The organism is Citrobacter sp. W9, assembly GCF_026719375.1.
In the GTDB taxonomy this organism is placed as follows: domain Bacteria; phylum Pseudomonadota; class Gammaproteobacteria; order Enterobacterales; family Enterobacteriaceae; genus Citrobacter; species Citrobacter werkmanii.
In genome coordinates, this window is the sequence record NZ_JAPPTE010000020.1 from 52440 (window position 1) to 78904 (window position 26465).

General features: G+C 51.6%; 27 protein-coding genes and 1 pseudogene. 13 read left to right on the forward strand and 15 right to left on the reverse strand.

What is annotated here, in order from left to right:
- Positions 1–13 precede the first annotated feature (13 nt).
- A complete protein-coding gene (minC, locus tag OOJ59_RS22315) occupies positions 14–721 on the reverse strand; it encodes a septum site-determining protein MinC (RefSeq protein WP_038641244.1) in 708 nt (235 codons plus the stop codon).
- A gap of 126 nt (positions 722–847) precedes the next feature.
- On the opposite strand from minC, the gene OOJ59_RS22320 reads away from it, so the two are divergent.
- The 3 genes from OOJ59_RS22320 to OOJ59_RS22330 all read left to right on the forward strand — a co-directional run bounded on the left by OOJ59_RS22320 (position 848) and on the right by OOJ59_RS22330 (position 2409).
- Positions 848–1141 (forward strand): YcgL domain-containing protein, encoded by a 294-nt coding sequence (locus OOJ59_RS22320; protein WP_038641242.1) that lies wholly within the window; start codon positions 848–850, stop codon positions 1139–1141.
- Between the two features lie 69 nt (positions 1142–1210).
- Positions 1211–1870, forward strand: coding sequence for a fumarylacetoacetate hydrolase family protein (locus OOJ59_RS22325; RefSeq protein WP_038641240.1), 660 nt, complete (start codon positions 1211–1213; stop codon positions 1868–1870).
- Positions 1871–1962: 92 nt separating this feature from the next.
- Positions 1963–2409: a YcgN family cysteine cluster protein gene (locus OOJ59_RS22330; RefSeq protein ID WP_003020944.1), complete on the forward strand. Its 447-nt coding sequence runs from the start codon at positions 1963–1965 to the stop codon at positions 2407–2409.
- A gap of 29 nt (positions 2410–2438) precedes the next feature.
- Here the strand turns inward: OOJ59_RS22330 and OOJ59_RS22335 are convergent, their stop codons facing one another.
- From OOJ59_RS22335 to nhaB, 3 genes are all read right to left on the reverse strand, one after another.
- Positions 2439–2780: a DUF1971 domain-containing protein gene (locus OOJ59_RS22335; RefSeq protein ID WP_003020940.1), complete on the reverse strand. Its 342-nt coding sequence runs from the start codon at positions 2778–2780 to the stop codon at positions 2439–2441.
- Between the two features lie 110 nt (positions 2781–2890).
- Positions 2891–3421: a disulfide bond formation protein DsbB gene (gene dsbB / locus OOJ59_RS22340; RefSeq protein WP_042307884.1), complete on the reverse strand. Its 531-nt coding sequence runs from the start codon at positions 3419–3421 to the stop codon at positions 2891–2893.
- A 141-nt stretch (positions 3422–3562) separates the two neighbouring features.
- Positions 3563–5107, reverse strand: a complete 1545-nt coding sequence (gene nhaB / locus OOJ59_RS22345; protein ID WP_038641231.1) for a Na(+)/H(+) antiporter NhaB — start codon at positions 5105–5107, stop codon at positions 3563–3565.
- A 237-nt stretch (positions 5108–5344) separates the two neighbouring features.
- Between nhaB and fadR the strand changes: the two genes are divergently transcribed.
- A complete protein-coding gene (gene fadR, locus OOJ59_RS22350; RefSeq protein WP_038641229.1) occupies positions 5345–6064 on the forward strand; it encodes a fatty acid metabolism transcriptional regulator FadR in 720 nt (239 codons plus the stop codon).
- Between the two features lie 93 nt (positions 6065–6157).
- On the opposite strand, the gene OOJ59_RS22355 is transcribed toward fadR, so the two are convergent.
- A complete protein-coding gene (locus OOJ59_RS22355; protein ID WP_069324685.1) occupies positions 6158–7690 on the reverse strand; it encodes a SpoVR family protein in 1533 nt (510 codons plus the stop codon).
- A 322-nt stretch (positions 7691–8012) separates the two neighbouring features.
- On the opposite strand from OOJ59_RS22355, the gene OOJ59_RS22360 reads away from it, so the two are divergent.
- Genes OOJ59_RS22360 through OOJ59_RS28285 form a run of 3 tightly spaced genes read left to right on the forward strand, consistent with a single transcriptional unit; the run spans position 8013 to position 10569 of the window.
- Positions 8013–9311, forward strand: coding sequence for a D-amino acid dehydrogenase (locus OOJ59_RS22360; protein ID WP_268063488.1), 1299 nt, complete (start codon positions 8013–8015; stop codon positions 9309–9311).
- A gap of 12 nt (positions 9312–9323) precedes the next feature.
- Positions 9324–10394 carry a catabolic alanine racemase DadX gene (gene dadX / locus OOJ59_RS22365; RefSeq protein WP_038641223.1) on the forward strand — a complete coding sequence of 357 codons (1071 nt, stop codon included), beginning with the start codon at positions 9324–9326 and terminating at the stop codon, positions 10392–10394.
- Positions 10395–10401: 7 nt separating this feature from the next.
- A complete protein-coding gene (locus OOJ59_RS28285) occupies positions 10402–10569 on the forward strand; it encodes a hypothetical protein (protein WP_419866963.1) in 168 nt (55 codons plus the stop codon).
- Here OOJ59_RS28285 and OOJ59_RS22370 read toward each other — a convergent pair.
- Together OOJ59_RS22370 and ldcA are read right to left on the reverse strand one after the other, a co-directional pair.
- Positions 10510–12177, reverse strand: a pseudogene (locus OOJ59_RS22370) (potassium/proton antiporter); the annotation flags it as partial. The gene OOJ59_RS28285 and the pseudogene OOJ59_RS22370 overlap by 60 nt on opposite strands.
- 97 nt (positions 12178–12274) lie before the next feature.
- The gene (gene ldcA, locus OOJ59_RS22375) at positions 12275–13189 is read right to left on the reverse strand and encodes a muramoyltetrapeptide carboxypeptidase (RefSeq protein ID WP_087856079.1); all 915 of its coding nucleotides are present in this window, start codon (positions 13187–13189) and stop codon (positions 12275–12277) included.
- A 98-nt stretch (positions 13190–13287) separates the two neighbouring features.
- Between ldcA and emtA the strand changes: the two genes are divergently transcribed.
- On the forward strand, positions 13288–13899 hold the full coding sequence (gene emtA / locus OOJ59_RS22380) for a membrane-bound lytic murein transglycosylase EmtA (protein WP_160955563.1): 612 nt from the start codon (positions 13288–13290) through the stop codon (positions 13897–13899).
- Positions 13900–13910: 11 nt separating this feature from the next.
- Here emtA and ycgR read toward each other — a convergent pair whose 3' ends face one another.
- Complete coding sequence (ycgR, locus tag OOJ59_RS22385; RefSeq protein WP_160955564.1) at positions 13911–14645, reverse strand: flagellar brake protein YcgR; 735 nt, start codon at positions 14643–14645, stop codon at positions 13911–13913.
- A 198-nt stretch (positions 14646–14843) separates the two neighbouring features.
- Between ycgR and OOJ59_RS22390 the strand changes: the two genes are divergently transcribed.
- Positions 14844–15098, forward strand: a complete 255-nt coding sequence (locus OOJ59_RS22390; RefSeq protein ID WP_069324680.1) for a GlsB/YeaQ/YmgE family stress response membrane protein — start codon at positions 14844–14846, stop codon at positions 15096–15098.
- A gap of 47 nt (positions 15099–15145) precedes the next feature.
- Here the strand turns inward: OOJ59_RS22390 and OOJ59_RS22395 are convergent, their stop codons facing one another.
- From OOJ59_RS22395 to OOJ59_RS22420, 6 genes are all read right to left on the reverse strand, one after another.
- Positions 15146–16858 carry an alpha,alpha-trehalase gene (locus tag OOJ59_RS22395; protein WP_160955565.1) on the reverse strand — a complete coding sequence of 571 codons (1713 nt, stop codon included), beginning with the start codon at positions 16856–16858 and terminating at the stop codon, positions 15146–15148.
- A gap of 168 nt (positions 16859–17026) precedes the next feature.
- On the reverse strand, positions 17027–18457 hold the full coding sequence (dhaM, locus tag OOJ59_RS22400) for a dihydroxyacetone kinase phosphoryl donor subunit DhaM (protein WP_160955566.1): 1431 nt from the start codon (positions 18455–18457) through the stop codon (positions 17027–17029).
- Between the two features lie 10 nt (positions 18458–18467).
- Entirely contained in the window at positions 18468–19100 is a 633-nt protein-coding gene (gene dhaL / locus OOJ59_RS22405; RefSeq protein WP_038641211.1) for a dihydroxyacetone kinase subunit DhaL, read from the reverse strand.
- An 11-nt stretch (positions 19101–19111) separates the two neighbouring features.
- Positions 19112–20182 carry a dihydroxyacetone kinase subunit DhaK gene (gene dhaK, locus OOJ59_RS22410; protein WP_160955567.1) on the reverse strand — a complete coding sequence of 357 codons (1071 nt, stop codon included), beginning with the start codon at positions 20180–20182 and terminating at the stop codon, positions 19112–19114.
- 317 nt (positions 20183–20499) lie between these two features.
- Positions 20500–21150, reverse strand: a complete 651-nt coding sequence (locus tag OOJ59_RS22415; protein ID WP_226809226.1) for a winged helix-turn-helix transcriptional regulator — start codon at positions 21148–21150, stop codon at positions 20500–20502.
- A 39-nt stretch (positions 21151–21189) separates the two neighbouring features.
- Positions 21190–21852, reverse strand: a complete 663-nt coding sequence (locus tag OOJ59_RS22420; RefSeq protein ID WP_170973261.1) for a winged helix-turn-helix transcriptional regulator — start codon at positions 21850–21852, stop codon at positions 21190–21192.
- A 357-nt stretch (positions 21853–22209) separates the two neighbouring features.
- Here OOJ59_RS22420 and OOJ59_RS22425 point away from each other — a divergent pair, with 357 nt between their 5' ends.
- From OOJ59_RS22425 to OOJ59_RS22440, 4 genes are read left to right on the forward strand one after another with little or no spacing between them, the layout of a single operon-like run.
- Positions 22210–22740: a fimbrial protein gene (locus OOJ59_RS22425; protein ID WP_087856082.1), complete on the forward strand. Its 531-nt coding sequence runs from the start codon at positions 22210–22212 to the stop codon at positions 22738–22740.
- Between the two features lie 51 nt (positions 22741–22791).
- Positions 22792–23469 (forward strand): fimbrial biogenesis chaperone, encoded by a 678-nt coding sequence (locus tag OOJ59_RS22430; protein WP_160955576.1) that lies wholly within the window; start codon positions 22792–22794, stop codon positions 23467–23469.
- Between the two features lie 29 nt (positions 23470–23498).
- On the forward strand, positions 23499–26009 hold the full coding sequence (locus OOJ59_RS22435) for a fimbria/pilus outer membrane usher protein (protein WP_160955577.1): 2511 nt from the start codon (positions 23499–23501) through the stop codon (positions 26007–26009).
- 27 nt (positions 26010–26036) lie between these two features.
- A complete protein-coding gene (locus tag OOJ59_RS22440; RefSeq protein ID WP_268063489.1) occupies positions 26037–26357 on the forward strand; it encodes a hypothetical protein in 321 nt (106 codons plus the stop codon).
- On the opposite strand, the gene OOJ59_RS22445 is transcribed toward OOJ59_RS22440, so the two are convergent.
- Positions 26354–26465 (reverse strand): IS1 family transposase (locus tag OOJ59_RS22445; RefSeq protein ID WP_214096584.1); only part of this gene is annotated, 112 nt, incomplete at its 5' end. The two genes, OOJ59_RS22440 and OOJ59_RS22445, sit on opposite strands and share 4 nt — an antisense overlap.

A 26465-nucleotide genomic window follows, 5' to 3' on the forward strand; every position in this document is an offset into this window, starting at 1 on the left:
TGTTAAAAAGGGATCAATTCAACGGTTGAACTGTCAAAGCGTTCTCTGCTAATTGCAGGCGTGCCGCTTTGCCATAAAATTCTGCTGGGATTTTATCACTCAGCCAATAAACACCTGCGATAGACACCAGTTCTGCCGTCAGGTGGGTACAAAAAATTTGCGCTTCCCGGTCACCGCTTGCGCCTGCCAGCGCTCGACCTCTCATCATCCCATATACATGAATATTGCCATCAGCGATAAGCTCTGCGCCCGCACTGACGTGGCTTGTAACAATCAGATCACATTGTGGAGCATAAATGCGCTGACCGGAACGAACCGGTACATTTATTAATCGTGTTTTTGTGATGGGAGTAACGTTTTGCGGCGGCGGGACGGGAACTGGAGCCTCAACAGGCGCGGGACGAAGCGCTTTTTCTTTACCTTCAGTCAGTAAAGGAAGTCCCATTTCGTCAATTTCAGCCTTTAATCGAGCGTCTTTGCATCCGCTAACGCCGATAATGCGCAAGCCGGTAGACGCGACAACTTCCTGCAGCGCCGACCAGTTTACCGGGCTTTCAAGACCACTCACGTTAACCACTACGGGCGCATGTTTTAAAAATGCAGGGGCCTGCGCGATTTTGTCTTCCAACGCCTGACGAATAACCTCGGGTTCTGCTTCATGTAAATGAACCACTGATAAGGTGAAGCTACTGCCTTTAAGCTCGATTGGCGTGTTTGACATCCTGGCCTTACTCAATTTGCTATTTATCATCCCCAGCGCGGGGTGATATTCCGAAGACTATAAGGCATGTTATAGTCAGTATTATATTGAGGCAAGCCACCATTCCGTGAATTCAGAGTAAAAGATATGTTTTGTGTGATCTACCGAAGCAGCAAACGTGACCAGACTTATTTATATGTCGAAAAAAAAGACGATTTCTCGCGAGTTCCTGAAGAACTGATGAAAGGATTTGGTCAGCCAACGCTGGCAATGATGTTACCGCTTGATGGTCGAAAAAAACTGGTTAATGCCGATCTTGAAAAAGTAAAACAGGCGCTAATCGAGCAGGGCTATTATTTACAAATACCGCCACCGCCAGAAGATTTGCTCAAACAGCATCTGGCAGCGGCCAAACAAAATACATCAGACGCTAAACGTTAAACTGCATCCGGCAGCAGCACGTTCCATCGATGCAGTACCTGAAATCTATGACTACGTTAGGGGAAAGTAATGTATCAACATCACAACTGGCATGGTGCTCTGCTGGATTATCCGGTGAGTAAGGTGGTTTGCGTAGGCAGTAACTATGCCAACCATATAAAAGAGATGGGGGGAACCACCCCGGAAGAGCCGGTACTGTTTATCAAACCGGAAACTGCGCTGTGTGATTTGCGCCAGCCGCTGGCGATCCCATCCGATATGGGGTCGGTTCACCATGAGGTTGAGCTGGCGGTACTGATTGGCGCAACCTTACGCCAGGCGACAGAAGAACATGTGCGTAAAGCCATCGCTGGCTATGGCGTAGCGCTGGATCTAACCCTGCGCGATATTCAGGGCAAAATGAAGAAAGCCGGTCAGCCGTGGGAAAAAGCCAAGGGCTTTGATAATTCATGCCCGCTGTCAGGATTTATCCCGGTGGCGGAATTTGATGGTGATCCGCAGGATACAATGCTCGGCTTGACGGTAAACGGCGAAACGCGTCAGCACGGCTCGACGGCAGATATGATCCATCCCATTGTTCCTTTGATTGCCTATATGAGCCGTTTCTTTACGCTCAAAGCGGGCGATGTTGTGCTGACGGGTACGCCAGCAGGGGTTGGACCGTTAAGTAGTGGTGATGAACTGGCTATCAGTTTCCATGGACAAACACTGACCACCCGAGTGCTGTAATCTCTGCTTGCCGCCTTTTCGGGCGGCAAAACTTGCATCAGCGTGCCAGACTGGTTATAAGGTGCAGCTTTATTACGATAGCGGATACCCTGATGAGCGACATACCTTTCTGGCAAAGTAAAACCCTTGATGAAATGACCGATGCCGAGTGGGAGTCATTATGTGATGGGTGTGGTCAATGCTGCCTGCATAAGCTGATGGATGAAGATACTGACGAAATCTATTTTACCAACGTCGCCTGTAAGCAGCTCAATATTAAAACCTGCCAGTGCCGTAACTACGAACGTCGATTCGAATACGAGCCGGACTGCATCAAACTCACGCGTGATAATCTGCCTACCTTTGAATGGTTGCCGATGACCTGCGCCTATCGTCTGCTGGCGGAAGGAAAAGGGTTGCCAGAATGGCATCCGTTGCTGACCGGGTCGAAAGCGGCAATGCATGGCGAACGTATTTCGGTACGTCATATTGCGGTAAAAGAATCAGAAGTGCGCGACTGGCAGGATCATATCCTGAACAAACCTTCATGGGCGGACTGATCCGCCCATCGATTAGCAGGCGTTAAGGGTTAAGATTTTTTCGCCTGATACATCTCATCTCCATGGTTGTCGTCTTCAACCCAGAAATTGATGTTGAATTGCGCATCGTCACTTAATTCAACGCGATGCCAGTATTGTGGTGGGCTGGTCGCGAACTGGCCGGCATTAATCACTACTTTCACTTCGGGTTCTTTTGCGTCTTCATTGGCAAAGCCATAATACGTCACCGTTCCTTCCATCACGCAGAGTTGTCCAAACACCCCCGCAGCGGTGTTGTGGTGGGAGAGCAGTGCCGCAGGAACATTGTCTTTCGTAAAGAAGGGAGTAGAGCGTTTAACTTTCCAGTTTGCCGGGATGCGTAAATGGGACATAAGACATCTCCTTCGTGTGGCATCTATAAGATGTATTTAATATACATCTTATAGATGCCAGCAGGCAATGAATTTAAGCCAAAAAAAACGCTCCCGAAGGAGCGTCTCTGTTAGCGACCGAAAAGGTCACGTTTTTTCGGTTTAAACGGTTGTGCTATGACGACCAGTATCGCCACAACAAGATATGCGGCGAAGATCCCGAGCAGCCACTGCGGCATTTCGAGGGTTAAAAACGACCACTGACGCTCAGCGCAGTCGCCTGATGCCACAAACACCTGCGGCAGCCATTTATCCAGCGGTAACCAGCTCGGAAAGCGCGCGGCAAAATCACAGGTCATAAATGGTGACGGGTGAAGCTGAATCATGGTGTGTTCATACGCTAACTGAAGACCGCGCCAGGCGCTGTAAATCCAGATAACCATTGCCACATAGCGCAGCGGTGTTTTTGGCGCGATAGCCCCCACCAGTCCCGCACCCATCACGCCAAATAATGCGCTACGTTCATAAATACACAACACGCAAGGTTTTAGCAGCATGACGTGCTGGAACCACAACGCGACGAGTTCCAGCGCAAAGGCGGTAAACGCCAACAATAACCACGCTCCACGACCACGGGAACACTGGTTTAAAAATCGCAACATAATAATTTCCCTGCAACATGCGTAGAGACCGCAGTTTAAACCAATTCACTTTATGCGCCACTAGCGGGAATTGAAAATTTGCGTAATCGGATAATTATCATGCAAAAAGTCAAACCGGGCAGTGATTTGCCCGGCTAATTGTTATGAAAGTGTAGCTAACCAGCCCGACTGGGTCATCCATTCGGTCATTGGAACAAGTGTGAACTCCACGCAAAGCAACCCGACGAGTGTCAGGACAAGGGTATAAGGCAGAGCCATCCATACCATGCGACCATAAGAGAGGCGAATCAATGGTGCCAGGGCGGAAGTCAGCAGAAACAGGAACGCCGCCTGCCCGTTTGGTGTGGCCACGGAAGGCAAGTTGGTCCCGGTGTTAATCGCCACCGCTAACAGTTCATACTGATTAAGGCTGATAGTCCCCTGTTCCAGGGCCGCTTTGGCTTCGTTGATGTAGATAGTGCCGACAAAGACGTTATCAGAAATAGACGACAGCAGACCATTAAACAGATAGAACAGCGTTAATTGCGCGTGTTCAGAGGCTTGTAAAACGAACTGAATAATCGGCGAAAAGAGCTGCTGATCGATGATCACCGCAACAACAGAGAAGAACACGGTCAGCAGGGCGGTGAAGGGCAGCGACTCGGTAAAGGCTTTGCCTATAGCATGTTCGTCGGTAACGCCGGTTAACGACGTTGCCAGAATAATCACTGACAGACCAATTAATCCCACTTCCGCCAGATGCAGTGCCAGGGCGACCACCAGCCAGACGCCGATAATCGCCTGGATAATCAGTTTTATCTTGTCCTGGCGGGTTCGCTGCTGACGGCTCTGATCGTCAAATTTTTGCAGGACATCGCGGACGGTCTCCGGCAGCGTTTCGCCATAGCCGAACCAACGTAATTTCTCGACCAGCACGCAGGTTAGCAGACCGCAAATCAGCACCGGAACGGTGACTGGTGACATGCGCAGGAAGAAGTCGCCAAAGTGCCAGCCAGCTGCTTTGGCGATAATCAGGTTTTGCGGTTCACCAACCATGGTCATTACGCCGCCTAACGCCGTACCGACGCCTGCGTGCATCATCAGGCTACGCAGAAAACCACGGAACTGCTCCAGAACGACCTTGTTGTGCTGATCAATATGGCTGTCATCGAGCATATTGTTATCTTCCCCACGGGAAGAGGCCACGCGATGGTAGATGCCATAAAAACCGACCGCTACGCTTATTACCACGGCAACGACGGTCAACGCGTCAAGAAACGCGGACAGGAAGGCGGCAGCAATGCAAAAGGAGAGTGACAGCAGTGACTTGGAACGAATGCTGAGCAGAAGACGGGTGAAAATAAACAACAGCAGTTGCTTCATAAAGTAGATGCCTGCCACCATAAACATCAGCAGCAGTAACACTTCAAGGTTGGCGGCAACTTCTTCACGCACATGCGCGGCGCTGGTCATGCCAATGATGACAGCTTCAATTGCCAACAGCCCGCCCGGCAGCAGCGGATAACATTTTAGCGCCATTGCCAGCGTAAAAATGAACTCGGCCACCAACAACCAGCCTGCAATAAAGGGATTGATGAAAAAAATAATCGGGTTAGCGACTAAGAAGATGAGCAGTGCAAGTTTATACCAGTCTGGCGACTGACCTAAAAAATTCCGCCACATCGCGCGGCTCCATGATAGCTCCATGGTGATTTCCCTACCTTTAAAAATGAAATGATGTTTTTATGTTTGACCGCAAAGCTTAGCGGGAGGAGGGGGCGCAGGCAAGCTCTTCACGTGAATGGCAAGGGGGGAGTGAGTATCAGCGTTATCTGGAAAATGAAGCCTTGATCCACTTTTTCTTCATTTCGTCAGCTATCAGCTATGAAACCCGTCTGGTATGATAACTGTAACTATGTTTTGCTGTGTAATGGAATTATTACTATGGTCATTAAGGCGCAAAGCCCGGCGGGGTTCGCGGAAGAGTACATCATTGAGAGTATCTGGAATAACCGCTTCCCACCTGGCACTATTTTGCCCGCTGAACGTGAACTCTCTGAACTGATCGGAGTGACACGTACTACGTTGCGCGAAGTATTACAGCGTCTGGCGCGGGACGGCTGGTTGACCATTCAACACGGCAAACCGACGAAGGTGAATAACTTCTGGGAAACCTCCGGGTTGAATATTCTTGAAACGCTGGCGCGCCTCGATCACGAGAGCGTACCGCAGTTGATCGATAATCTGCTGTCTGTGCGCACCAACATTTCAACCATCTTTATCCGCACCGCGTTTCGCCAGCATCCTGACAAAGCGCAGGAGGTGTTGGCGACAGCAAATCAGGTAGCTGACCACGCTGATGCGTTCGCCGATCTGGACTACAACATTTTTCGCGGTCTGGCATTTGCGTCCGGTAACCCCATATACGGTCTGATCCTCAACGGAATGAAAGGGTTATATACCCGTATTGGTCGTCATTATTTTGCTAATCCAGAAGCGCGTGGTCTGGCGCTGAGCTTCTATCGTAAGCTGTCAGAACTGTGTGAGCAGGGCGCTCATGAGCAGGTTTATGAAACGGTGCGCCGCTATGGTCACGACAGCGGCGAGATTTGGCATCGTATGCAGAAAAACCTGCCGGGCGATTTAGCTATTCAGGGACGCTAATTACGCAATGCCGGATGGCGACGCTAAAGCGTGTTATCCGGCCTCGAATGCGCAGGCCGGATAAGGTGTTTACGCCGCCTCCGGCAATAAGATTTACAGACCGTTCATCCTCGGCGGGCAACGCTCCAGCAGCTCCACGCTGCCATCTTCATTCTGCTGCTCCAGCATCACGTCAAAACCCCATAACCGGTGCACATGTTTCAGTACCTCTTTGCGTCCCTTATCCAGCGGGGCACGGTTATGCGGAATATAACGTAAGGTGAGCGAACGGTCGCCGCGCAGATCGACATTCCAGACTTGAATATTCGGCTCCAGGTTGCTGAGATTATATTGCGACGACAGTCGGCTACGAATTTCACGATATCCTTCCTCATTATGGATAGCGGAAATCTCCAGGTAATTGTGGCGATCGTCATCCAGCACGGTGAACAGGCGGAAATCGCGCATCACTTTTGGTGACAGGAACTGACTGATAAAACTCTCATCTTTAAAATCGCGCATCGCAAAATGCAGCGTTTCCAACCAGTCGGAACCGGCAATATCCGGGAACCAGTACCTGTCTTCCTCGGTGGGGGACTGACAGATACGCTTGATATCCTGGAACATCGCAAAGCCCAGCGCGTAAGGGTTTATCCCGCTATACCACGGACTATTGTACGGCGGCTGGAAAACCACGTTGGTATGGCTATGCAGAAACTCCAGCATAAAACGCTCGGTAACTTTACCTTCATCATAAAGGTGGTTAAGGATGGTGTAATGCCAGAAGGTGGCCCAGCCTTCATTCATCACCTGCGTCTGTTTCTGCGGATAAAAATACTGGCTGACCTTGCGCACGATGCGTAAGACCTCACGCTGCCAGGACTCCAGTAGCGGCGCGTTTTTTTCCATAAAATAGAGCAGGTTTTCTTGCGGCTCGGAAGGATATCGCCGCGCTTCGGAAATGGTTTTCTCTTCCTCTTTCTTCGGCAGCGTGCGCCACAGCATATTCACCTGGCTTTGTAGATACTCTTCACGGCTTTTCTGCCGGGCTTTCTCTTCCTGAAGCGAGATTTTTTGCGGTCGTTTGTAACGGTCCACGCCGTAGTTCATCAGCGCATGGCAGGAGTCGAGGAGCTTTTCGACTTCATCCACACCGTAACGCTCTTCACACTGGGTAATGTAGTTTCGCGCGAAGATCAGATAGTCGACAATGGAGCTGGCATCCGTCCAGCTACGGAACAGGTAGTTATTTTTGAAGAAAGAGTTATGTCCGTAGCAGGCATGCGCCATCACCAGCGCCTGCATGGTGATGGTGTTCTCTTCCATCAGATACGCGATACACGGATTGGAGTTAATGACGATTTCATAGGCCAGCCCCTGCTGACCATGCTTATACAAGCGCTCGGTTTCAATAAACTTCTTACCAAACGACCAGTGCGGATAGTTGATTGGCATCCCGACGCTGGAGTAGGCATCCATCATCTGTTCGGAGGTAATCACCTCGATTTGGTGCGGGTAGGTATCCAGTCTGTAGAGTTTCGCCACGCGGTCTATTTCCGCCAGATAGACATCCAGCAGATCAAACGTCCAGTCGGGTCCATCGCTTAACCGTGTGCTGTCCTTGTTCATGGAATCAATCGTAGCCATTCGCGCACCCTCATTGTTGGCGGCACTCTCTGTGTGGAGTACCTCATTTCAAGCATAGATCATGGTGTTAAAAAACGTGCTGCGGCAGAAATTTTTTCTTTGCGATTTCACGTTAGCGAAGCGCAGAAAAAAGGCATATCCGCAAAATTTTATGCTGGATAAAAATAACGCACAGCATGAGATTCCAAAGCCGGGAGTTCCCAGCAATCACTGCTATATGTGAGATAAGTCACCATAAAAAAGCCATATGTTGAATAATATTTTCAACTGAGTTATCAAGATGTAATTAGATGATTGTTCTTTTACTGTTAACGGAGTGGCTATGCGAGTTGTCATACTGGGAAGTGGTGTCGTTGGCGTGACCAGCGCCTGGTACTTAAGTCAGGCTGGACATGATGTCACCGTCATTGATCGTGAGCCCGGTCCGGCACTGGAAACCAGTGCGGCAAACGCCGGACAAATCTCTCCAGGGTATGCAGCACCATGGGCGGCGCCCGGCGTACCGCTTAAAGCAATTAAATGGATGTTTCAGCGCCATGCCCCGCTGGCCGTCCGTCTCGACGGGACTCAGTTCCAGTTGAAATGGATGTGGCAAATGCTGCGTAACTGCGACACCAGTCACTACATGGAAAACAAAGGACGCATGGTACGGCTGGCGGAATACAGCCGTGATTGCCTGAAAGCGCTGCGCGCCTCTACCGGCATTGAGTATGAAGGACGTCAGGGTGGAACGTTACAGCTGTTCCGTACTGCTCAACAGTATGAGAACGCCACCCGCGATATCGCCGTGCTCGAAGATGCGGGCGTGCCATATCAGTTGCTTGAAGCAAACCGCCTGGCGGAAGTCGAACCCGCGCTGGCGGAAGTGGCGCATAAGCTGACCGGCGGCTTGCGTTTACCAAATGACGAAACCGGTGATTGCCAGCTGTTTACCCAGCGCCTGGCGCAGATGGCCGAGCAAGCGGGCGTCACGTTCCGCTTTAACACCCCGGTCGATAAGCTACTCAGCGAGGGTGAGCAAATATATGGCGTTCAGTGTGGGGGTGAAATCATTAAAGCCGATGCTTATGTGATGGCGTTTGGCTCTTACTCCACGGCGATGCTCAAAGGTATTGTTGATATTCCGGTCTATCCGCTTAAAGGTTATTCCTTGACCATTCCGGTGGCGCAGGATGATGGGGCCCCGGTTTCTACTATCCTTGATGAAACCTACAAGATCGCCATAACCCGCTTTGATAACCGTATTCGCGTTGGCGGCATGGCGGAGATTGTTGGCTTCAATACCGAATTGCTGCAGCCTCGCCGCGAAACGCTGGAGATGGTTGTACGCGATCTTTTCCCGCGCGGCGGTCATGTGGAGCAGGCTACATTCTGGACCGGACTGCGTCCGATGACCCCGGACGGTACGCCGGTCGTGGGACGAACCCGCTTTAAAAATCTGCTGCTTAATACGGGTCATGGCACACTGGGCTGGACCATGGCCTGTGGATCCGGCCAGCTGCTGAGCGATATTTTATCTGGTCGTACCCCAGCCATTCCTTACGACGATTTGAGCGTGGCGCGTTACAGCCCGGGGTTTACCCCCTCTCGGCCACGGCATTTACACGGCGCACATAACTGATAAGGATGAGAGATGACCCGCCCGATACTGGCCAGCATTGACCTGCAGGCGTTGAAACAAAATCTGGCCATTACTCGCCAGGCCGCACCGGACGCCCGCGTCTGGTCGGTAGTGAAAGCCAATGCTTACGGACATGGCATTGAACGAGTATGGAATGCGCTGGGCACAACCGACGGTTTTGCCATGCTCAATCTTGAAGAGGCGATAACCCTGCGCGAGCGGGGATGGAAAGGCCCGATATTAATGCTGGAGGGTTTTTTCCACGCCGACGACCTGACGATATATGACAAATATCGTCTGACAACGTGTGTGCACAGTAACTGGCAGCTAAAAGCATTGCAGAATGCGCGCCTGAACGCACCGCTCGATGTTTATCTGAAGGTGAACAGCGGCATGAACCGGCTGGGTTTCTTACCAGACAGAGTTTCCACGGTCTGGCAACAGCTGCGGGCCATGCCCAACGTCGGTGAAATGACGCTGATGTCGCACTTCGCTGATGCAGAACACCCGGATGGCATTCAGGAAGCGATGACACGTATTGCGCAGGCGACAGAAGGGCTGGAGTGCAGACGGTCACTGTCCAATTCGGCCGCGACGCTGTGGCATCCTGAAGCGCATTATGACTGGGTTCGTCCGGGCATCATTTTGTACGGAGCATCGCCGTCTGGACAGTGGCGAGACATCGCCAATACGGGCCTGAAACCTGTGATGACGTTAAGCAGCGAAATTATCGGCATACAAACGCTGAAAGCCGGCGATCGGGTCGGTTACGGCGGGCGTTACACCGCCAGCGGGGAGCAACGCATCGGCATTGTGGCGACCGGGTATGCAGATGGTTATCCGCGCCATGCGCCGAGCGGCACGCCAGTGCTGGTAGATGGTGTACGCACCAAAACGGTCGGAACGGTCTCAATGGATATGTTGGCGGTTGACCTGACGCCATGTCCTCAGGCGGGGATCGGCACGCCGGTAGAGCTGTGGGGCAAAGAGATTAAAATTGACGATGTGGCCGCTGCTGCGGGTACGGTGGGCTACGAACTGATGTGTTCGCTGGCGCTGCGCGTACCGGTTGTGACGGTGTAACTTTTGTATGCCGGGTAGGCGCAGCTCCCACCCGGCAAAAACAGCTACGTCACTCATCCTCATCTTCAGCAACGCGAACACCAACCTTCAGCACCGCATTATCTTCTTTCTCGGCCACCGTCCAGATCATGCCAGCAAATTCAACCTGGTCACCGACGACCGGCGCGGCGCCTAACAGGTGCTGAACGATTTCACCCAGCGTTTGCTGTTTATCGCGATATTCTGTGCCATCGTCGAGGCCATATATCAGCGCCACGTCGGCATATTTTGCGCTGGCTTCGAGAATAAAATCCCCAAAGAAGCGCTGGTCTAACGATACCGGCGGCGACTGGCTGAATAGCTTGCCGAGAGCGGGGAGATCGCGCTCGCGACCAATGACGCACAACACGTCACCTTCACGCAGGCGCGTACTGCCCGACGGATGAAACAAGACATTGTCACGAAACAGGGCGGCAATTCGCGTTTCTTCCGGCATATGCAGGTCGCGCAATGCGGCTCCCACACACCACTTATCCGCGCTGAGCTGATAAACAAACTGCTCCCAGGGGTTATCCGGGTGAATATCCAGACCAATACGCGAAACGGGCCAGCCGACCGGGGGAACCACCACTTTGGCCTTTTTAGCCGCCCAGGAAAGTGACGTTCCCTGAAACAGCAGGGAGATCAGAACCACGAAGAACGCCACATTAAAGAACAGACGCGCATTTTCCAGGCCGGCCATCATCGGGAAGACGGCAAGGATGATCGGCACCGCGCCGCGCAAGCCCACCCAACTGATAAAAATACGCTCGCGCAGATTGAAGCCACGGAACGGCAGCAGTCCGGCGAAGACCGACAGCGGACGAGCCACGAAAATCATCCATGCGGACAAAATCAGCGCTGGAATCGCGATAGGCAGCAGGTCGGAAGGCGTGACCAGTAGCCCCAGCACCAGGAACATGGCGATTTGCGCCAGCCAGGCCAGGCCATCGAAGTTTTGCAGAATACCAAATCGGTTGCGAATCGGGCGATTACCCAGCAGGAAACCGCACAGATAAACCGCCAGAATACCGCTGCCTTCCAGTGCGGTAGTCAGGGCAAAAATGAGGATCCCGCCGCTTAAAGCCAGTAACGGATACAGCCCGGCAGGCAACGAAATGCGGTTAATCATTTGCTGCAGCAGATAGCCGCCGCCCAGACCCAGCACAATCCCTAAACCAAACTGCTGGAGTATATGCACCGCGAACATCCAGCTTAAACCGGTCTCGTGGTTTTGGAGCATGGCGATAAGCGTGATAGTCAAAAATACCGCCATCGGGTCATTACTCCCGGATTCAATTTCCAGCGTGGAGCCGACACGTTCGTTAAGCCCCTTACCACCAAGTAAGGAAAAGACCGCTGCCGCATCGGTGGAACCGACTATCGCGCCAATCAATAGCCCCTCAATCAGATCCAGATTAAACAACCATGCGGCCATCATGCCGGTAAGTCCGGAAGTAATCAGTACCCCGACGGTCGCCAGCGATAGCGCCGGACCCAGCGCGACGCGAAAAGAGCTGGCCTGGGTGCGCATGCCGCCGTCGAGCAGGATAACCGCCAGCGCCAGGTTGCTCACCATGTAGGCAAATGGGTAGTTGTCAAAAGGAATACCGCCTACACCATCCACCCCCGCTAACATCCCGATAGCGAGAAATATCACCAGAATAGGGATGCCAAGACGTGATGAGAATGAACTGAGTAAGATACTGCAGGTGACGAGAACGGAACCCAAAATAAAAAGGCTAATAACTGCTGCGGCATCCAACGTTCGTTTACTCCTGAATTACGCTGTTTCGTATTAACAAACCCTAACATAATAACGACAGAAACAGCGTTTTACTTAGCCCTGTTGGCAGCTTTTTTTACGATTTAAGTACCGGATGACCATTTATGGTGAGCTGAGCGCCATTTTTATCGTTTTTCAGCACCGCATTGGCACCCAAAGGCAGGGTGACGGTACGTTGTTCATGACCAAAATCAAGACCGCTGATTAACGGAACTGACAATCTGTCGCGTAGAAAAGCGCAAACCGAATCAAGGCTGTAACCGGCGTCATAGTCATTGGGCGCACTGCCGCTAAAACTGCCAAGAATAATGGCGTTCTGCCGGGCCAGTATTCCCGCATGGTATAGCTGCAGCAGCATGCGTTCAATACGGAATGGGTGCTCATTAATGTCTTCCAGCACCAACACACCGTTTTCGATAGCGGGCATCCATGGCGTGCCCATCAGCGAAATGATCATCGCCAGATTTCCGCCCCATAGCGTACCTTCGGTCGCACACGCCGGGCCGTTACTCTGCCATTCAAGGGTAAATTGGGGATGACGCAAAGCCTGCCAGAAATGGTGCTCGGTAAACGCGTTCATCTCCTCGGCCCCGAAGTTAGCCGCCAGCATTGGGCCGCTGAAGGTAATCACATTGCCCTGCGCCAGCAAACCGCACTGAATCGCCGTAAAATCGCTGTGCCCGCACAGCAGTAGCGGGTTTTGTTGCTGACGAGCAGCCAGTCCCTGCCAGTCGATCCTTTCCAGTAAACGGCTCGCGCCATAGCCGCCGCGTACCGCCATCACAATAGTATCAGGCGTTTGCAGATTAACGAGCGAGTTCACATCTGCCAGACGTTCTGCTTCTGTGCCCGCAAAACGCTGGCATCGGCGCGCAATGACCGCTGAATTATCGACCTGGTGACCGGCCTCAGTAAGCCGCGCAAGCCCACGTAATGCAGCCTGCTGGTTGATACAGTAGCCCGAAGGGGCAATTAAGTGAAACCGGGACATGGCATTTCCTTGCTACAACTAAAACCAAATGTATATCATGCCGCGTAGGTATGTCGTTGTCACCTCAGCGACAGGTTCCGGCTATAAGGATAGATGACGTGAAATTGAGATGGTTTGCTTTTTTGGTTGTATTACTTGTGGGCTGTAGTTCAAAACAGGATTACAAAAATCCGCCATGGAATGCTGAAGTTCCGGTCAAACGCGCAATGCAATGGATGCCGATCAGTGAAAAAGCCGGTGCGGCCTGGGGTGTCAGCCCACAATTGATTACCGCTATCATCGCCATTGAATCTGGCGGAAACCCGAATGCGGTCAGTAAATCGAATGCGATTGGTCTGATGCAGTTAAAAGCGTCCACGTCAGGACGCGATGTTTACCGTCGTATGGGATGGAGCGGAGAGCCGTCGACCAGCGAGCTGAAAAATCCTGAGCGTAATATTTCGATGGGAGCCGCCTACCTGAGTATTCTTGAGACCGGGCCGCTGGCCGGAATTGAAGATCCTCAGGTGATGCAATATGCGCTGGTGGTGTCGTACGCTAACGGGGCGGGCGCACTGCTGCGAACATTCTCCTCCGACAGAAAAAAAGCCATTAATAAGATCAACGATCTCAGCCCGGATGAATTTATTGAACATGTGGCTGATAATCATCCGGCGCCGCAGGCTCCGCGCTATATCTGGAAGCTCCAGCAAGCGCTGGATGTCATGTAGTTCATGTAATGCTACCCGCGCACCTTATTTGCTTTTTCCCGGGCTTCGCGCTCAAGGGAAAAAATAATCCGCTGTAAGTTCCGCTCCACCGCCGGGCCGACGTTGAGAAAACGAAAGCTCAGGCGGGGAGTGGTAATGGTTTCGTTTTTGCTGTCGATAACCACGCGCTCGCTGATGGAAATCAGCTGGGCGTCAACGTGATACACACCCCATTGCGCCATGTTCAGTTCAACTTGTGAGAAGCGCATGCCTTCTACCAGTCCCTCTGGCTTTGCCGTTTCTAACAGTCCACCCATGCCGCCGAGAGACAAATCGAACAGGCGAAAATGCAGAATGCTGTTGTCCGGCATCTTTGCCGCGCAGCGATAGGGAGGATGCAGCGGCGCGCCGATACGGAAATACTCCCGACGCTGTATGAACCACAGGGAAGGCGGCAGCGTTGAGATAAATGCCGGTAGTCGCTGATACTCGCCTTTTTTAAGCTGCGGCAGCGTGAATTCCACTTTGGCGCCCTGCGTTTCGGCGATAATTGAGATCTGGCTGGCCCGCTGCACGGTCTGGTTTTCATATTCCTGACTGCCAAAGTCCATGATCAGTTCGTCCGGGGTGACCGCCAGTATTTTGCTAATGAACTGGCCACCTGACCAGGAGATACGCAGTGGAACCTGCTGCGAATTTAAGTCCCTGAGAACGCCTAACACCGCTAACGGATTTTGCTTCAGGAACTGCTCATTGTAGTTGCTCACACCTAATGACTCCTGGATGCCTGGTTTATCGTTGGATTATCGGCATCAAACGACGGAACTTAAGACAAATGAATGAAATTTTTTGCCAAAGCCAATGAATTAAGTCTGTGTGGAAAAACGTCATCCAACAGCTTGCCTATACTTAATGCACTGGCGCGGGAATAACGAGCGCACATTCACTGGAAAGAGGGCCTGAAAATGGGAATTATTGCCTGGATTGTTTTTGGTCTGATTGCAGGTATTATCGCCAAACTGATTATGCCGGGGCGCGATGGCGGTGGATTTATCCTGACCTGTATTCTCGGTATTGTCGGCGCTGTGGTCGGCGGATGGCTGGCAACAATGTTTGGTATCGGCGGTGATGTCAGCGGATTTAATCTCCACAGCTTCCTGGTGGCCGTAGTCGGCGCGATTGTTGTGCTGGGTGTTTTCCGGCTTGTGCGACGAGATTGAGTGAGCGACCCCCTCTGGGGGGCCGTTTCTTTGGAATAGAAAGTTCGTTATGGCGTCGGTTGCGTCTGCTTTTGAGGCTCAGTTGATGCCGTCCCAGCCGGGGCTGGACGCGATGCGGGGACGCTGTCACACGGTTTTTCTTTGGCGCAAATCAGGTCGAGCATTTTTAGCGTTACGCCGTTAGTCCAGCCGAACCCATCCTGCAACGGATATTCACCGCCGCCACCGCCGGTGCCAGTGGTACTCACGTCATACTTTTCAACCAGCTTTTTCTCGCGATCGTAAGTGTGCTGCACGTTGGTGAGGAATCGCCAGGTTACGTCCATGGCGACGTTATCCTGACCGTAATTCTGTAACCCGGCTGCCGCGACCCACTGGAGAGGGGCCCAGCCGTTTGGCGCATCCCATTGCTGGCCGCTTTTCACCGAGGTGGTAGCAAGACCGCCGGGCTGCAGCAGATGCGCCTGGGTTGCCGCGGCGACCTTACTGGCGCGATCTTTTGCCGCTGCATTAACATACAGCGGGAACAGGGCGGCGGCAGTGAGTTGGTTACGTACTTTGTGGCTCTTTAGATCGTAGTCGGCATACCAGCCTTCTTTGTCGTTCCACAGGTGCTTTTCGATCCCTTTTTGTCGGGCATTGGCAAAACCGTCATATTGAGCAGCTTTGGCATCATCACCAGCGGCTTTACTGGCGAGGGCGATCATTTTTTCCATTTTGTACATCAGCGCATTGAGATCGACCGGCACAATGCTGGTGGTACGCAGGGTACCTAGCTGGTTGGGGTTATCCATCCAGCGGGAACTAAAGTCCCAGCCGGACGCGGCGGCGGAGCGCAGGTCGCGGTAGATTTCGGTGGCCGGGCGGTTCGGGTTACTTTTAGCGGTGGCGATATCCTCCACCCATGACTCTGGCCGCGGCGTATCGCGGTCATCCCAGTAGCGGTTCAAAATGGTGCCGTCATCCAGCTTAACCACGCGCTTATTTTGCTGACCGGGCTGGAGCGTTTCGACGCCCTCCATCCAGTAGGTGTACTCTTTGAGCATCTGCGGGAAGTATTTTTTCAGCGCATCATCCCCTTCGTGCTGCGCCAGCAGTTCAACCATAAAGGCAAAGAACGGCGGTTGAGAACGGCTCAGATAATAGGTACGGTTGCCGTTAGGAATGTGTCCCCAGGCATCAATCTCGTAAGCGAAATTTGCCACCATGTCGGAGACCTTGTCCCAGTGATTACTTTCGGCAAGCCCCAGCATGGTGAAATAGCTGTCCCAATAATATATTTCGCGAAAACGCCCGCCTGGCACCACATATGGCTCCGGGAGCGGCAGCAGCGAGTCCCATTTTTCAACGTCTGTTGTTGAGCGGGTTAGCACCGGCCACAGACCATCAATATGCTCGCGCAGCGATTGCCCGGCAGGGGGGACGTATTTCTCACCCTCTTTTGGTAAGGTAAAGTTCACTCCGACAAAATGACGTAAATCGAATCCAGATTGATTCTTTTGCATTCGGTAATCGGCGAGGATCATTAACGGATCGCTATTGGGAACCGCGTCAGCAAAGGTTTTCTGGTCAGGGAACAATTTGGCCGTTTGTACATCGTTAAACAGAGGGCCGAGCAGAATATCAGGTGGTTGCGGTGTCGTTGCTGGCGCGTCCTCCGCATTGACGGTAAAAGAGGTAAAGGCAAAAAGGGTACTGGCAAACGTCAGTTTTATCGCAACAGAAAGCAGCCCGGAATGGCGAATTGCTGGTGTTATCATCGGTTAATCTCCTTAGCGGTGTGCCGAAGCAGCGGCATTTACCATGAGAAAACCTTAGTTCAGGATCGACCGTTGCGCGTGATCGACTCCCCATTTTGCGAATAAACAGACATTTCCCGACGCGCCAGGAAGATGCACACCCTGTTGAGAAAGGGTGTGCTGATGCCATTAACCTGTATGGGTTATCCGATGCGCCACGCAGTCAAGAGTGACCGTATCTCCCGTCTTTATACTATCGAGGGTCTCCCCAAGCTGACACATCCAACAAAGTCCCATTTCACGGGCGATAATCGCGGGGTGAGAAGCCTCGCTCCCGGCACGCAGACAGATCCCTTTGATGGTCAGCGGGTCGAGTTGCAACACCGTAGACGGGTAAATGACGTCCGCGACCAGGATTGTCGGGCGGCTGAACGTCGGGATTTGCGCCGTCGCTCCTGTTAAATGCTGCAGCGAACGAGACAGTAAATCTTCAATGTCGATATATCGCGCCTGTAAGTAGGGATCGTCGAGCTGTAAATACTGCTGGCTGAGTTCGCTCAGCACCTGCTGCCAGGCGCAGGCGGCGCTACACTGCTTTTCACGCATTACGTCGCACGCCATATCGAACAGCTCGGGATCGTCCAACAGCGTGTGGTGACCGGAGAAGATCGCGGCGATATCGGCGGAATACTTCTCTTCAGCGAGCGCGGTTAGCTCGCTTAAATCGTTCAGCGTGCTCTGGATGGCGGCCTGTAATCGCTGCTGCTCAGCCTGCAATGACGCTGCGGGCTGCGGGCTTATCTCGGGTGAGAATGGCGTGTAACAAAATACCGTCCCCGTTACCCGTGATGGGACCTGAGTCGCCACGTTTTTCGCCTGCGTTGGTGCGAGCGATTCGCCAAAATTCTCTGCCGCCAACTGTTTGAACGCGGCCAGGGCATCTTCTGCCTGTTCGCCTTTGGCAATCAGGCGCAGCGTGTCGTTACAACGCACCTGCAGCAAGGCTATCTGATTGAGACTATCAGGAACGACGCACTTGCCGTTTTTTTCCAGCCACATGTCGGCGTTAAAGCCAGACAGCGTAGATACCAGCCGTGAGGCCGGGCGAACGTGGATACCGTTGGGGTTTTTCACCACAATGGCAATCGAACGGGCATCTGTGTCGGGGGATGGTTCGGCAGAAGCGGACTTTGCTGCCGAGGGCGAAGGTAAACCCAGTTGCTCACATTTGGCGTCGAGGGCGTGCATGGCATCACGGATGACCTGATCGATATCAGCACCCGCAGCAGCGCTAACCGTCGCGGCCAGCGTGCCTTCAACCAGCGGGGCGGCGCACAGACGGACTTTCGCGGCGATGTCAGGGTCGAGCAGTTCAAGGGCGGTTTCCGCACTCAGCAACGCACTGCCGATATCCATCATCACTAACACGTGATCCGTATCGGCCACGGACTCGATGGCTTCCATCACCTTAATCGGATCGGTGCCAATGGGATTCTCAGGATCGTCAATGCCTGCGGCAATAGCGAGTTTACAGCCATCGCCCATTAACATTTGTCGGGCTAACGCGCCGACGCCTTCGCCCAGTTGGGCGCTGTGAGACACAATAACCAGGTTTACCATCGCTTTATCCTTACTCTCTGGACGCCTGAGCCAGCATTTGCATCATAAACATGACGGACGTTGCGCCAGGATCCTGATGGCCAATGCTGCGTTCACCAAGGTAGCTGGCGCGGCCTTTGCGTGCCTGCATGGTGATGGTGCTTTGTGCCGCGGCTTCCGCTTGTTGGCTTGCGGCTTCCAGCGCCGCCTGTACGCTTAGCTTTTGCTCGCAGGACTGACGTAAAGATTCCACCACCGGCAACCAAACGTCGCACATGGTTTTGTCGCCAGGCTCAGCTTTACCACGGCTAATGACGCCTTCTGCGCCATCGCGAATCATTTGATACAACTCGTCCAGCGTCAGGCTCTGGTGGGCTTGCGTGACCTGGGCGGCGCGGATGAAAAAGGTACCGAACAGCGGGCCGCTGGCTCCGCCAACGCTGGAGAGCAATACCATGCCGGTATTTTTTAAAATAAAGCCGATGTCTTTATCGGCGATAGACGGCAGTTTTTCGACCACTTTACTAAAGCCACGATGCATGTTCAGACCGTGGTCTGCATCGCCGATTTCCCGGTCCAGCCCGGTGAGAAAATCACTTTCGGTAGTGAATATTTCGCCGCAGCGATAGAGCCAGTTAACAATTTGCGTTCTGGTGAGGGACATCATGAATCTCCTTATTTACCCCAGTTGAGAGCAGGGGTGTGAACCGGTGCATCCCATAAATTCAGCGTTTCGTCATCCACCTGTAACAGGGTGATTGAGAAACCGGTCATATCCAGAGAGGTACAGTAAGAGCCGATCAGGTTGCGCTCAATGACGATCCCCGCATCCTGGCAACGGCTTTCGAGGCGGTTATACACGCCGAAGAGTTCTGACAACGGCGTCGCACCGAGATTATTGACCAGCGCGATGACGCGATCGCCGCTTTGCAACGCCCGCTTGCTTTCTTTGCCTTCCTGCCACGCGCCCTGGACGTTGTCCCAATGACGCAGCGTGCGGCTGTAGTTGCCGTTTTCCAGCAGCGTGTCGAACATTTCATCTACGGTTTGGTCGAGAGACGTGAAGGCTCTGCGGTCAATGCCCGGCTCCCCGTGGATACCCACGCCAAACTCCATTTCGTTATCCTGCAGCGTGAACGATGGTTGCCCGGCGGCCGGAACGGTACAGGCGCCAATGGCGATCCCAATGGAGTGTCCCTGGTTATTCAGTTGACGCCCGAGTGCCGCGCAGGCTTCCAGCGAGTCACCGCGTTCGGCTGCCGCGCCGACCAGTTTTTCTATCAATACGGTATTCGCCACGCCACGACGACCGGCGGTATACAGACTATCTTTCACCGCGACGTCGTCATCCACCACCATGGTCGTGACTTTAATACCGCTTTCGTGCAGCAACTCGGCGGCGGTTTCGAAGTTAAGAATGTCGCCGGTGTAATTCTTGATGATCAGCAGGACGCCTTCACCGCCGTCAATTTGCATGGCGCATTCGAACATTTTATCCGGCGTAGGTGAGGTAAAAATCTCACCCGGGCAGGCCCCGGCGAGCATGCCCTGCCCAATATAACCGCAGTGCATTGGCTCATGTCCGCTGCCGCCGCCGGAGAGGAGCGCCACTTTGCCCATCACCGGCGCATCTGCGCGAGTGACGTACACCGGGTCCTGATGCAGCGACAGGGAGGGGTAAGCCTTCGCCAGTCCGGCGAGTTGTTCATTCAGTACGTCTTCAACACGGTTGATCAATTTTTTCATTATTTATGCTCCGCAGACAGTCCTGGATGCTGCCAAAATTCAGCAGCCTCTGATGTAGGGTATCGGTTTGTACAACGCTACGGCGACCGCTCGCTGCCGATAAAGTAATTTTGCACACGGGTATGCAAAAGAAAATTGCTGTTGGTGGTGTTTCAATAAGGAACATTGCTATCTCAATATGTTCCATCTTGAAACAAGATGGCGTCAAATTCGCCTAAACTGCGACGTTGGGCATCCTTTTGTTTTACGGTTGGCAAGGGGGCAGGCAGTTTCATCAAGGTGAAGGGCGTGAACGAACAGGAGGCAGATTAAGAAGGCTAAAATCGTGCAGGCAGGTGGTTGATCGCCACCAGTTTTCCTTGCTCAAGTTCGATATATCCCCCTTTTTTTAAGGCCGCGAGCATTTTCATCACGCTACTGCGTGAAAGGTGCGTCCTGTCCAGAATGTACTGGTAGGCGGCAATCTGCTGGCGAATGTTGTCTGATTCTTTGGCCAGAGCCTGTAGTTGATAGCACAGCACATCATAAGTGGTGGGGGCCGCGACCATCTCATTTTGAATAAACAGTTTATTTGTCACGATGATCATATGCCGGGCCATGATCTCCCAAAGCTGTTTTGCTTCAATGCGTGCCATAACGGTTTCCAGTGGGACAGTCGCAACTTCGCATTCCTCAAGGGCGCGGAGCAATAGTTTCTCTGATAATGCGCTGGTGAAGCCGAGAGACACCGGCGCAGAGGCGATGCCTAAAGCCAGATTATTCTCCAGGTTTTCAATACTTACCGTACCTTGGCGGATAAACTGACACAGATGTTCTCCAGAATGGATAAATACGAAGCGGCTACCTTTGGGGTAGCGCCTGAACTCGCATTCTTCTGCCAATTGTCGCAGCAACTCCGGAGCATAAGGCGAGGGTTGTTTGAGCAGGTTTATCGGCGATTCATGAGGCATAATGGGGTTATCCCGCATAGATTTTCATTCGTTTACGTTGTGCAGCATAGCGTACGGTTAATACTTCAGGGGAATATTTTGCTGTATTTGTTTCAATACGCCGCGCTCGGTAACGATATAGCCGCCTTTTTTTAATTCGGCCAGAATTTTCATGATACTGCTCCGTGACAGAAACGTGCGGCTCTGAATATAGTTTGCGGCGGTAATGTGCTGCCGAAACTCGTCAGATTCGCGCATCAACTCATAAAGTTGTGAGCGAATAACATCGTAAGATGTTGGGGCGGAAATGCGAGTGCAATGGTCATAAACACGCCCGGCCGTATAAATGAGTAACATGGACAGGCTCTCCCACAGATCCTCATCGGCAATAATCTCATTAGCTGTTTCCAGAGGAATGGCTGCAACGGTTGAGCACTCCTCACACCGCATAAAGAGATATTCCGATTCTGCAAGCTGATTGCTTAGTCCGAAGATAAATGGCGCGACTTCAGAATTGAGCATAAAGCCGTCGCGTTGCCTGAAGATGGCAATCGTGCCATTCAATAGCAAATAACATTGATGAGAATTATTGCTCTTGTAGTTAATTATTTGTCTGTATTTTGTTTCATAAATGTTGGTGCTTGGCTTTAGCTTTTCAATAATATTTATTATGTGTTCCACCGGCTTTATCGGTAAGGCTTGATACATACTTGATTCAATGATTATTTTTGTTTCAGGCATGAGTCGCCCTCCTCAATAAATATGCTGCTAAAAACAACATAAGATGTTGTTGGTTTTAATAATTATGGTAATGAGAGGAAGATAATGGAATCCATCGCACGGTGTAAAATTACACCGAAAAATAACTTGAGCAAATATGTGTATCTATATCAAAATTGTCCATAAGCAGAAGAGCAATAGCATCTAATAAGGATCGGTTTTACTTACATGGAGCCTAATTCCATCCTTGCTAATTTGCGCTGATTGTTATTTCTCGCAATACTTTCAAAGTGATGGCAATAATAAAGTTATGAGGCGTTATTTGCATCAGGGTAAATAACGATGCAGCACTATAAATAAAAGTTAAGGAAAGCAATTATGAAAAAGAATGTGATAGCGAAGACGTTGTCTGCTGCGGCCATTCTCATGGCCTCAAACGCAATGGCCTATGATGGTACGGTTATTTTTAATGGTGAAATCCTCGATTCGGCCTGTACCGTTGATATTGGTGGTAGTAATACGTTGATGGTCGATCTGGGACGTGTCGCTAAAACAGCATTCGTCAGTACTGGCGATGAAGCATCCACCACAAAATTTACGCTACGGCTGAAAGATTGCCCGGCCAGCGTGGCCGCAGCAAAGGTGAAATTTGACGGTGCGCATGACGGTAATGACAGTAGCTTGTTGGCCATCACACAAGGTTCCGGGTCGGCAGGCGGTGTGGCAATACGTCTTAAGACGGCAGACAGTGTGAACTTAGGACTTAATCAGGACAACGGTTATACCTACATGTTATCCAGTACCGCGGATAATAATCTGGATTTCTATGCCGCCTATGTGGCAACCGCTGTGCCTGTTCTTCCTGGCGCGGCTAACGCGGTGGCTAATTTCACTGTTAACTACAACTGATTTACCTGTGCAGTTTTAAGGGCCGGCAAACGGCCCTTTCAGAGGTTTATGATGAGAGTATTACGTTTTTGCATGTTGCCCCTGGTTGCTGTGGCGATCGGTATTACTACTGCGCATGCGGGTGTCTCAATTGGTGGTACCCGAGTCATTTACGATGGCGGAAAGAAAGAGGCTTCGCTGAGCGTTAATAATCCTGATGCGGTTCCTTACTTAATTCAATCTTGGATTGAAACGCGAAGCAATGACGGGGCGAAAGCACCGTTTATCATTACTCCACCGCTTTATCGTTTGGATAAAGGGCAGCGAAACGTAATGCGCATTATTCGCGCAGGTAATTTGCCAGAAGATAAAGAATCTCTGTTCTGGCTCAATATTAAATCGATACCGTCGGCAGAGCGTAAAGATAATACATTACAAATAGCTATCAAAACGCGAATAAAACTGATCTACAGGCCGGTCGGATTAAGCCAGTCAACACCAGATGCGCAGGTAGAAAAACTACGCTGGAAATCGGACGGTAAATTTATTCAGGTGACGAACTCATCCTCATACTTTATTAATTTTAATGAAATTACCGTGGCAGGTAAAAGAATCGAAGACGTCACGTTTGTCGCGCCCGGACGCAGCGCGAGTTTCGCACTACCGACAGGTATTACCGGTGGAGCAATAACCTACAGAATTATTAATGATTACGGCGGGATAAGTGAGGCGTATCACGCCTCACTCTAAAACGCAGTCCGGACGGGAAGATTATGTCAATGATGATAGCCAAAATGATAACTAATCCGCCTCCGGTCCGATTGCTGCTGTTTATTTTATTAACCGTCGCCAATGTACTGAGTGAAGTAAAAGGTCGTGATTACTTTAACCCTGCGTTACTGGAGCGTACAGGATCCACAAATGGCGATGTTGATCTTTCCGGCTTTGAGACAGGACAACAGGCGGAAGGAACATATCATGTTGATATTCTTCTCAATGGAGAGAATGTTGATACCCACGATGTAGTGTTTACCAGACGGGAAGGGGGAATGCTGGAACCGTGCCTTTCAACAGAGTTGTTGGTGGGCTACGGTGTGAAGACAGCGCTATATCCAGGGCTTGTCGGGAACGAGAATTGCGCTGATCTGTCCGCTATTCCTCAGGCTTCCAGCGAACTGTTATTTTCTTCCCAGAAGTTGTTATTGAGTATTCCGCAGGCCGCGCTTTCTTCACCGGCGCGCGGTTATGTTGCGCCAGAACAGTGGGATGAAGGTATTACAGCCATGATGCTCAATTACAGTCTCAGTGGGGATAACAGCCGGACAAAGGACACAGGAAACAACAGCAACAGTCAGTACGTTAACCTGCGTCCGGGAATTAACTTTGGCCCATGGCGGTTACGTAACTACAGCACCTGGAATAAAGACAGCCAGGGAAATGCGCACTGGGACACCGTCTATAGCTACGTGCAGCGCAATATTATTCCGCTGAAAGCGCAACTGGTACTGGGCGACAGCTCTTCGCCAGCCGATGTTTTTGACAGCATTCCTTTTCGCGGTGGCCAGCTTGCCTCTGATGATGAGATGATCCCGGATTCGCTGAAAGGCTATGCACCGGTGGTGCGAGGAATCGCCCGAACAAACGCGCAGGTGATCATTCGACAAAATGGTTATCAAATTTACCAAAACTACGTCTCTCCGGGGGCGTTTGAAATAACCGACATGTACCCGACCGGAGGCGCGGGCGATCTTGACGTGAGTATCAAAGAAGCAGACGGTAGTGAACAACATTTTACCGTTCCGTTTGCTTCATTGCCCGTGCTGCAACGAGAAGGGCGTCTCAAATATGCCTTGACCGCCGGACGTTATCGCTCATATGACAGTCGGATTGAGCAGACATCCTTTGTCCAGGGAACACTCATTTATGGGTTGCCGACAGGATTCACGGCTTATGGCGGCGTCCAGGGGGCGGATAATTATCGTTCTGTTGCAACAGGAATCGGTAAAAATCTTGGCGTGGTGGGGGCGGTGTCGGCTGATGTTACCCAGTCCTGGTCCCAGCCACAGAATACAGGACAACTGCAGGGACAATCCTGGCGCATTCGTTACAACAAAAACAGCGTGGTAACCGGGACAAACTTTTCGATTGCCGGATATCGTTATTCAACGGCTGGCTATTCCGGGATGCAAGACACGTTTGATTCTTATAGGGCCGGCAGTTCATCGATAGAGAAACGCCGTAATCGCATGGAGGCGACCATCAACCAGTCTCTGGGGGCGTCAGGTGGCTCCCTTTCGCTCAGCGCGGTGCGGGAAGATTACTGGCATTACGCAAAACCATTGCAGTCATGGAGCCTGAGTTATAACAACACCTGGCACGGAATAAGCTATGGGATTAGCTGGATGCAGAGTAAAAATGGTTATTCGGGCAGTAATGCTCGCTACGACAGCGAGAGTTTGCTGGCACTGAACATTAGCCTTCCACTGGAACGCTTTTCGACCAACTCCTGGGCCAGCTATAGCATGAATACCAGCCGTAACAGTGGGACAACGCACAGCGTCGGCTTGAGCGGGATGGCGCTGGAGGGAAATGCTCTGAACTGGAGTATTCGGCAGGGTTATGGTTCCGAGGATGCGGGTTATACCGGCAGCCTGAACGCTGATTATAAAGGCGGGTACGCGGAAGTCAGCGGGGGTTACAGTTACGATAGCAATCTGCAACGGGTGAATTATTCGCTAGCGGGGGGCGTGCTCGCCCACGCCGATGGTGTCACATTTTCACAGCCATTGGGTGAAACCAACGTCTTGATTAAAGCGCCGGGCGCTGCGAATGTCGGTATAAAAAACCAAAGTGGCGTACGCACTGATTTTCGTGGATACACCGTTGTCAGTAACGTCTCTCCCTATCGCAAAAATGATATCGGACTGGAGACGACAACTATAGCGGATGACGTTGAGCTGGAACTGACCAATAAAATCGTGGTGCCGACCCGTGGCGCGGTGGTTCGCACAGATTTTGTGGCCAACGTAGGATTGCGCGCATTGCTCACGTTACGCCGTGATAACGGAAAGCCTGTCCCATTTGGTGCGATGGTGACGGTCAGAGGTGTTCAGGGGCAAAGCTTCATTGTAGGGGATGATGGCCAGGTTTATTTAAGCGGCATGCAGTTACAAAACGTACTGGACGTTGTCTGGGGCAATGACAACCAACAACACTGTACGGCTAAATATACTCTGAACAGCGAAGAAGATTATCGTGGTATTACCGTGACTGACAGTCTGTGTCGGTAACTCACTTTATTTATTGAGTCTATTAAGATGAACCGAATTTACGTTCTCTGTATTTTATTATTTCTCCCCGGTTTGAGCTATGCCGATGATTGTTCCGTCAATGCGACGCTATTTGGTACAGTTACCATGGGGAATATTATTGTGCAACGCGATGCGCCGGTAGGTAGCGAAATTGCGCGTGCCAGACTTTCCGGGTATGCAAAGCTTGAAGTAGATGCTCCTGACAGGCCAACGTCATGCAGTGGCGGTTATACGTTCAATTACTTATCGGCAACGAACTCGCCAATAAATAATGTATTTAACACTAACCTCGATGGTGTTGGAATTCGGGTAATGACTCCAACTTAATGATAGTGTTTTATGTTCAGATAATGCCCGATGACCTTGTCATGCAGCTCCACCGATTTTGAGAACGACAGTGACTTCCGTCCCAGCCTTGCCAGATGTTGTCTCAGA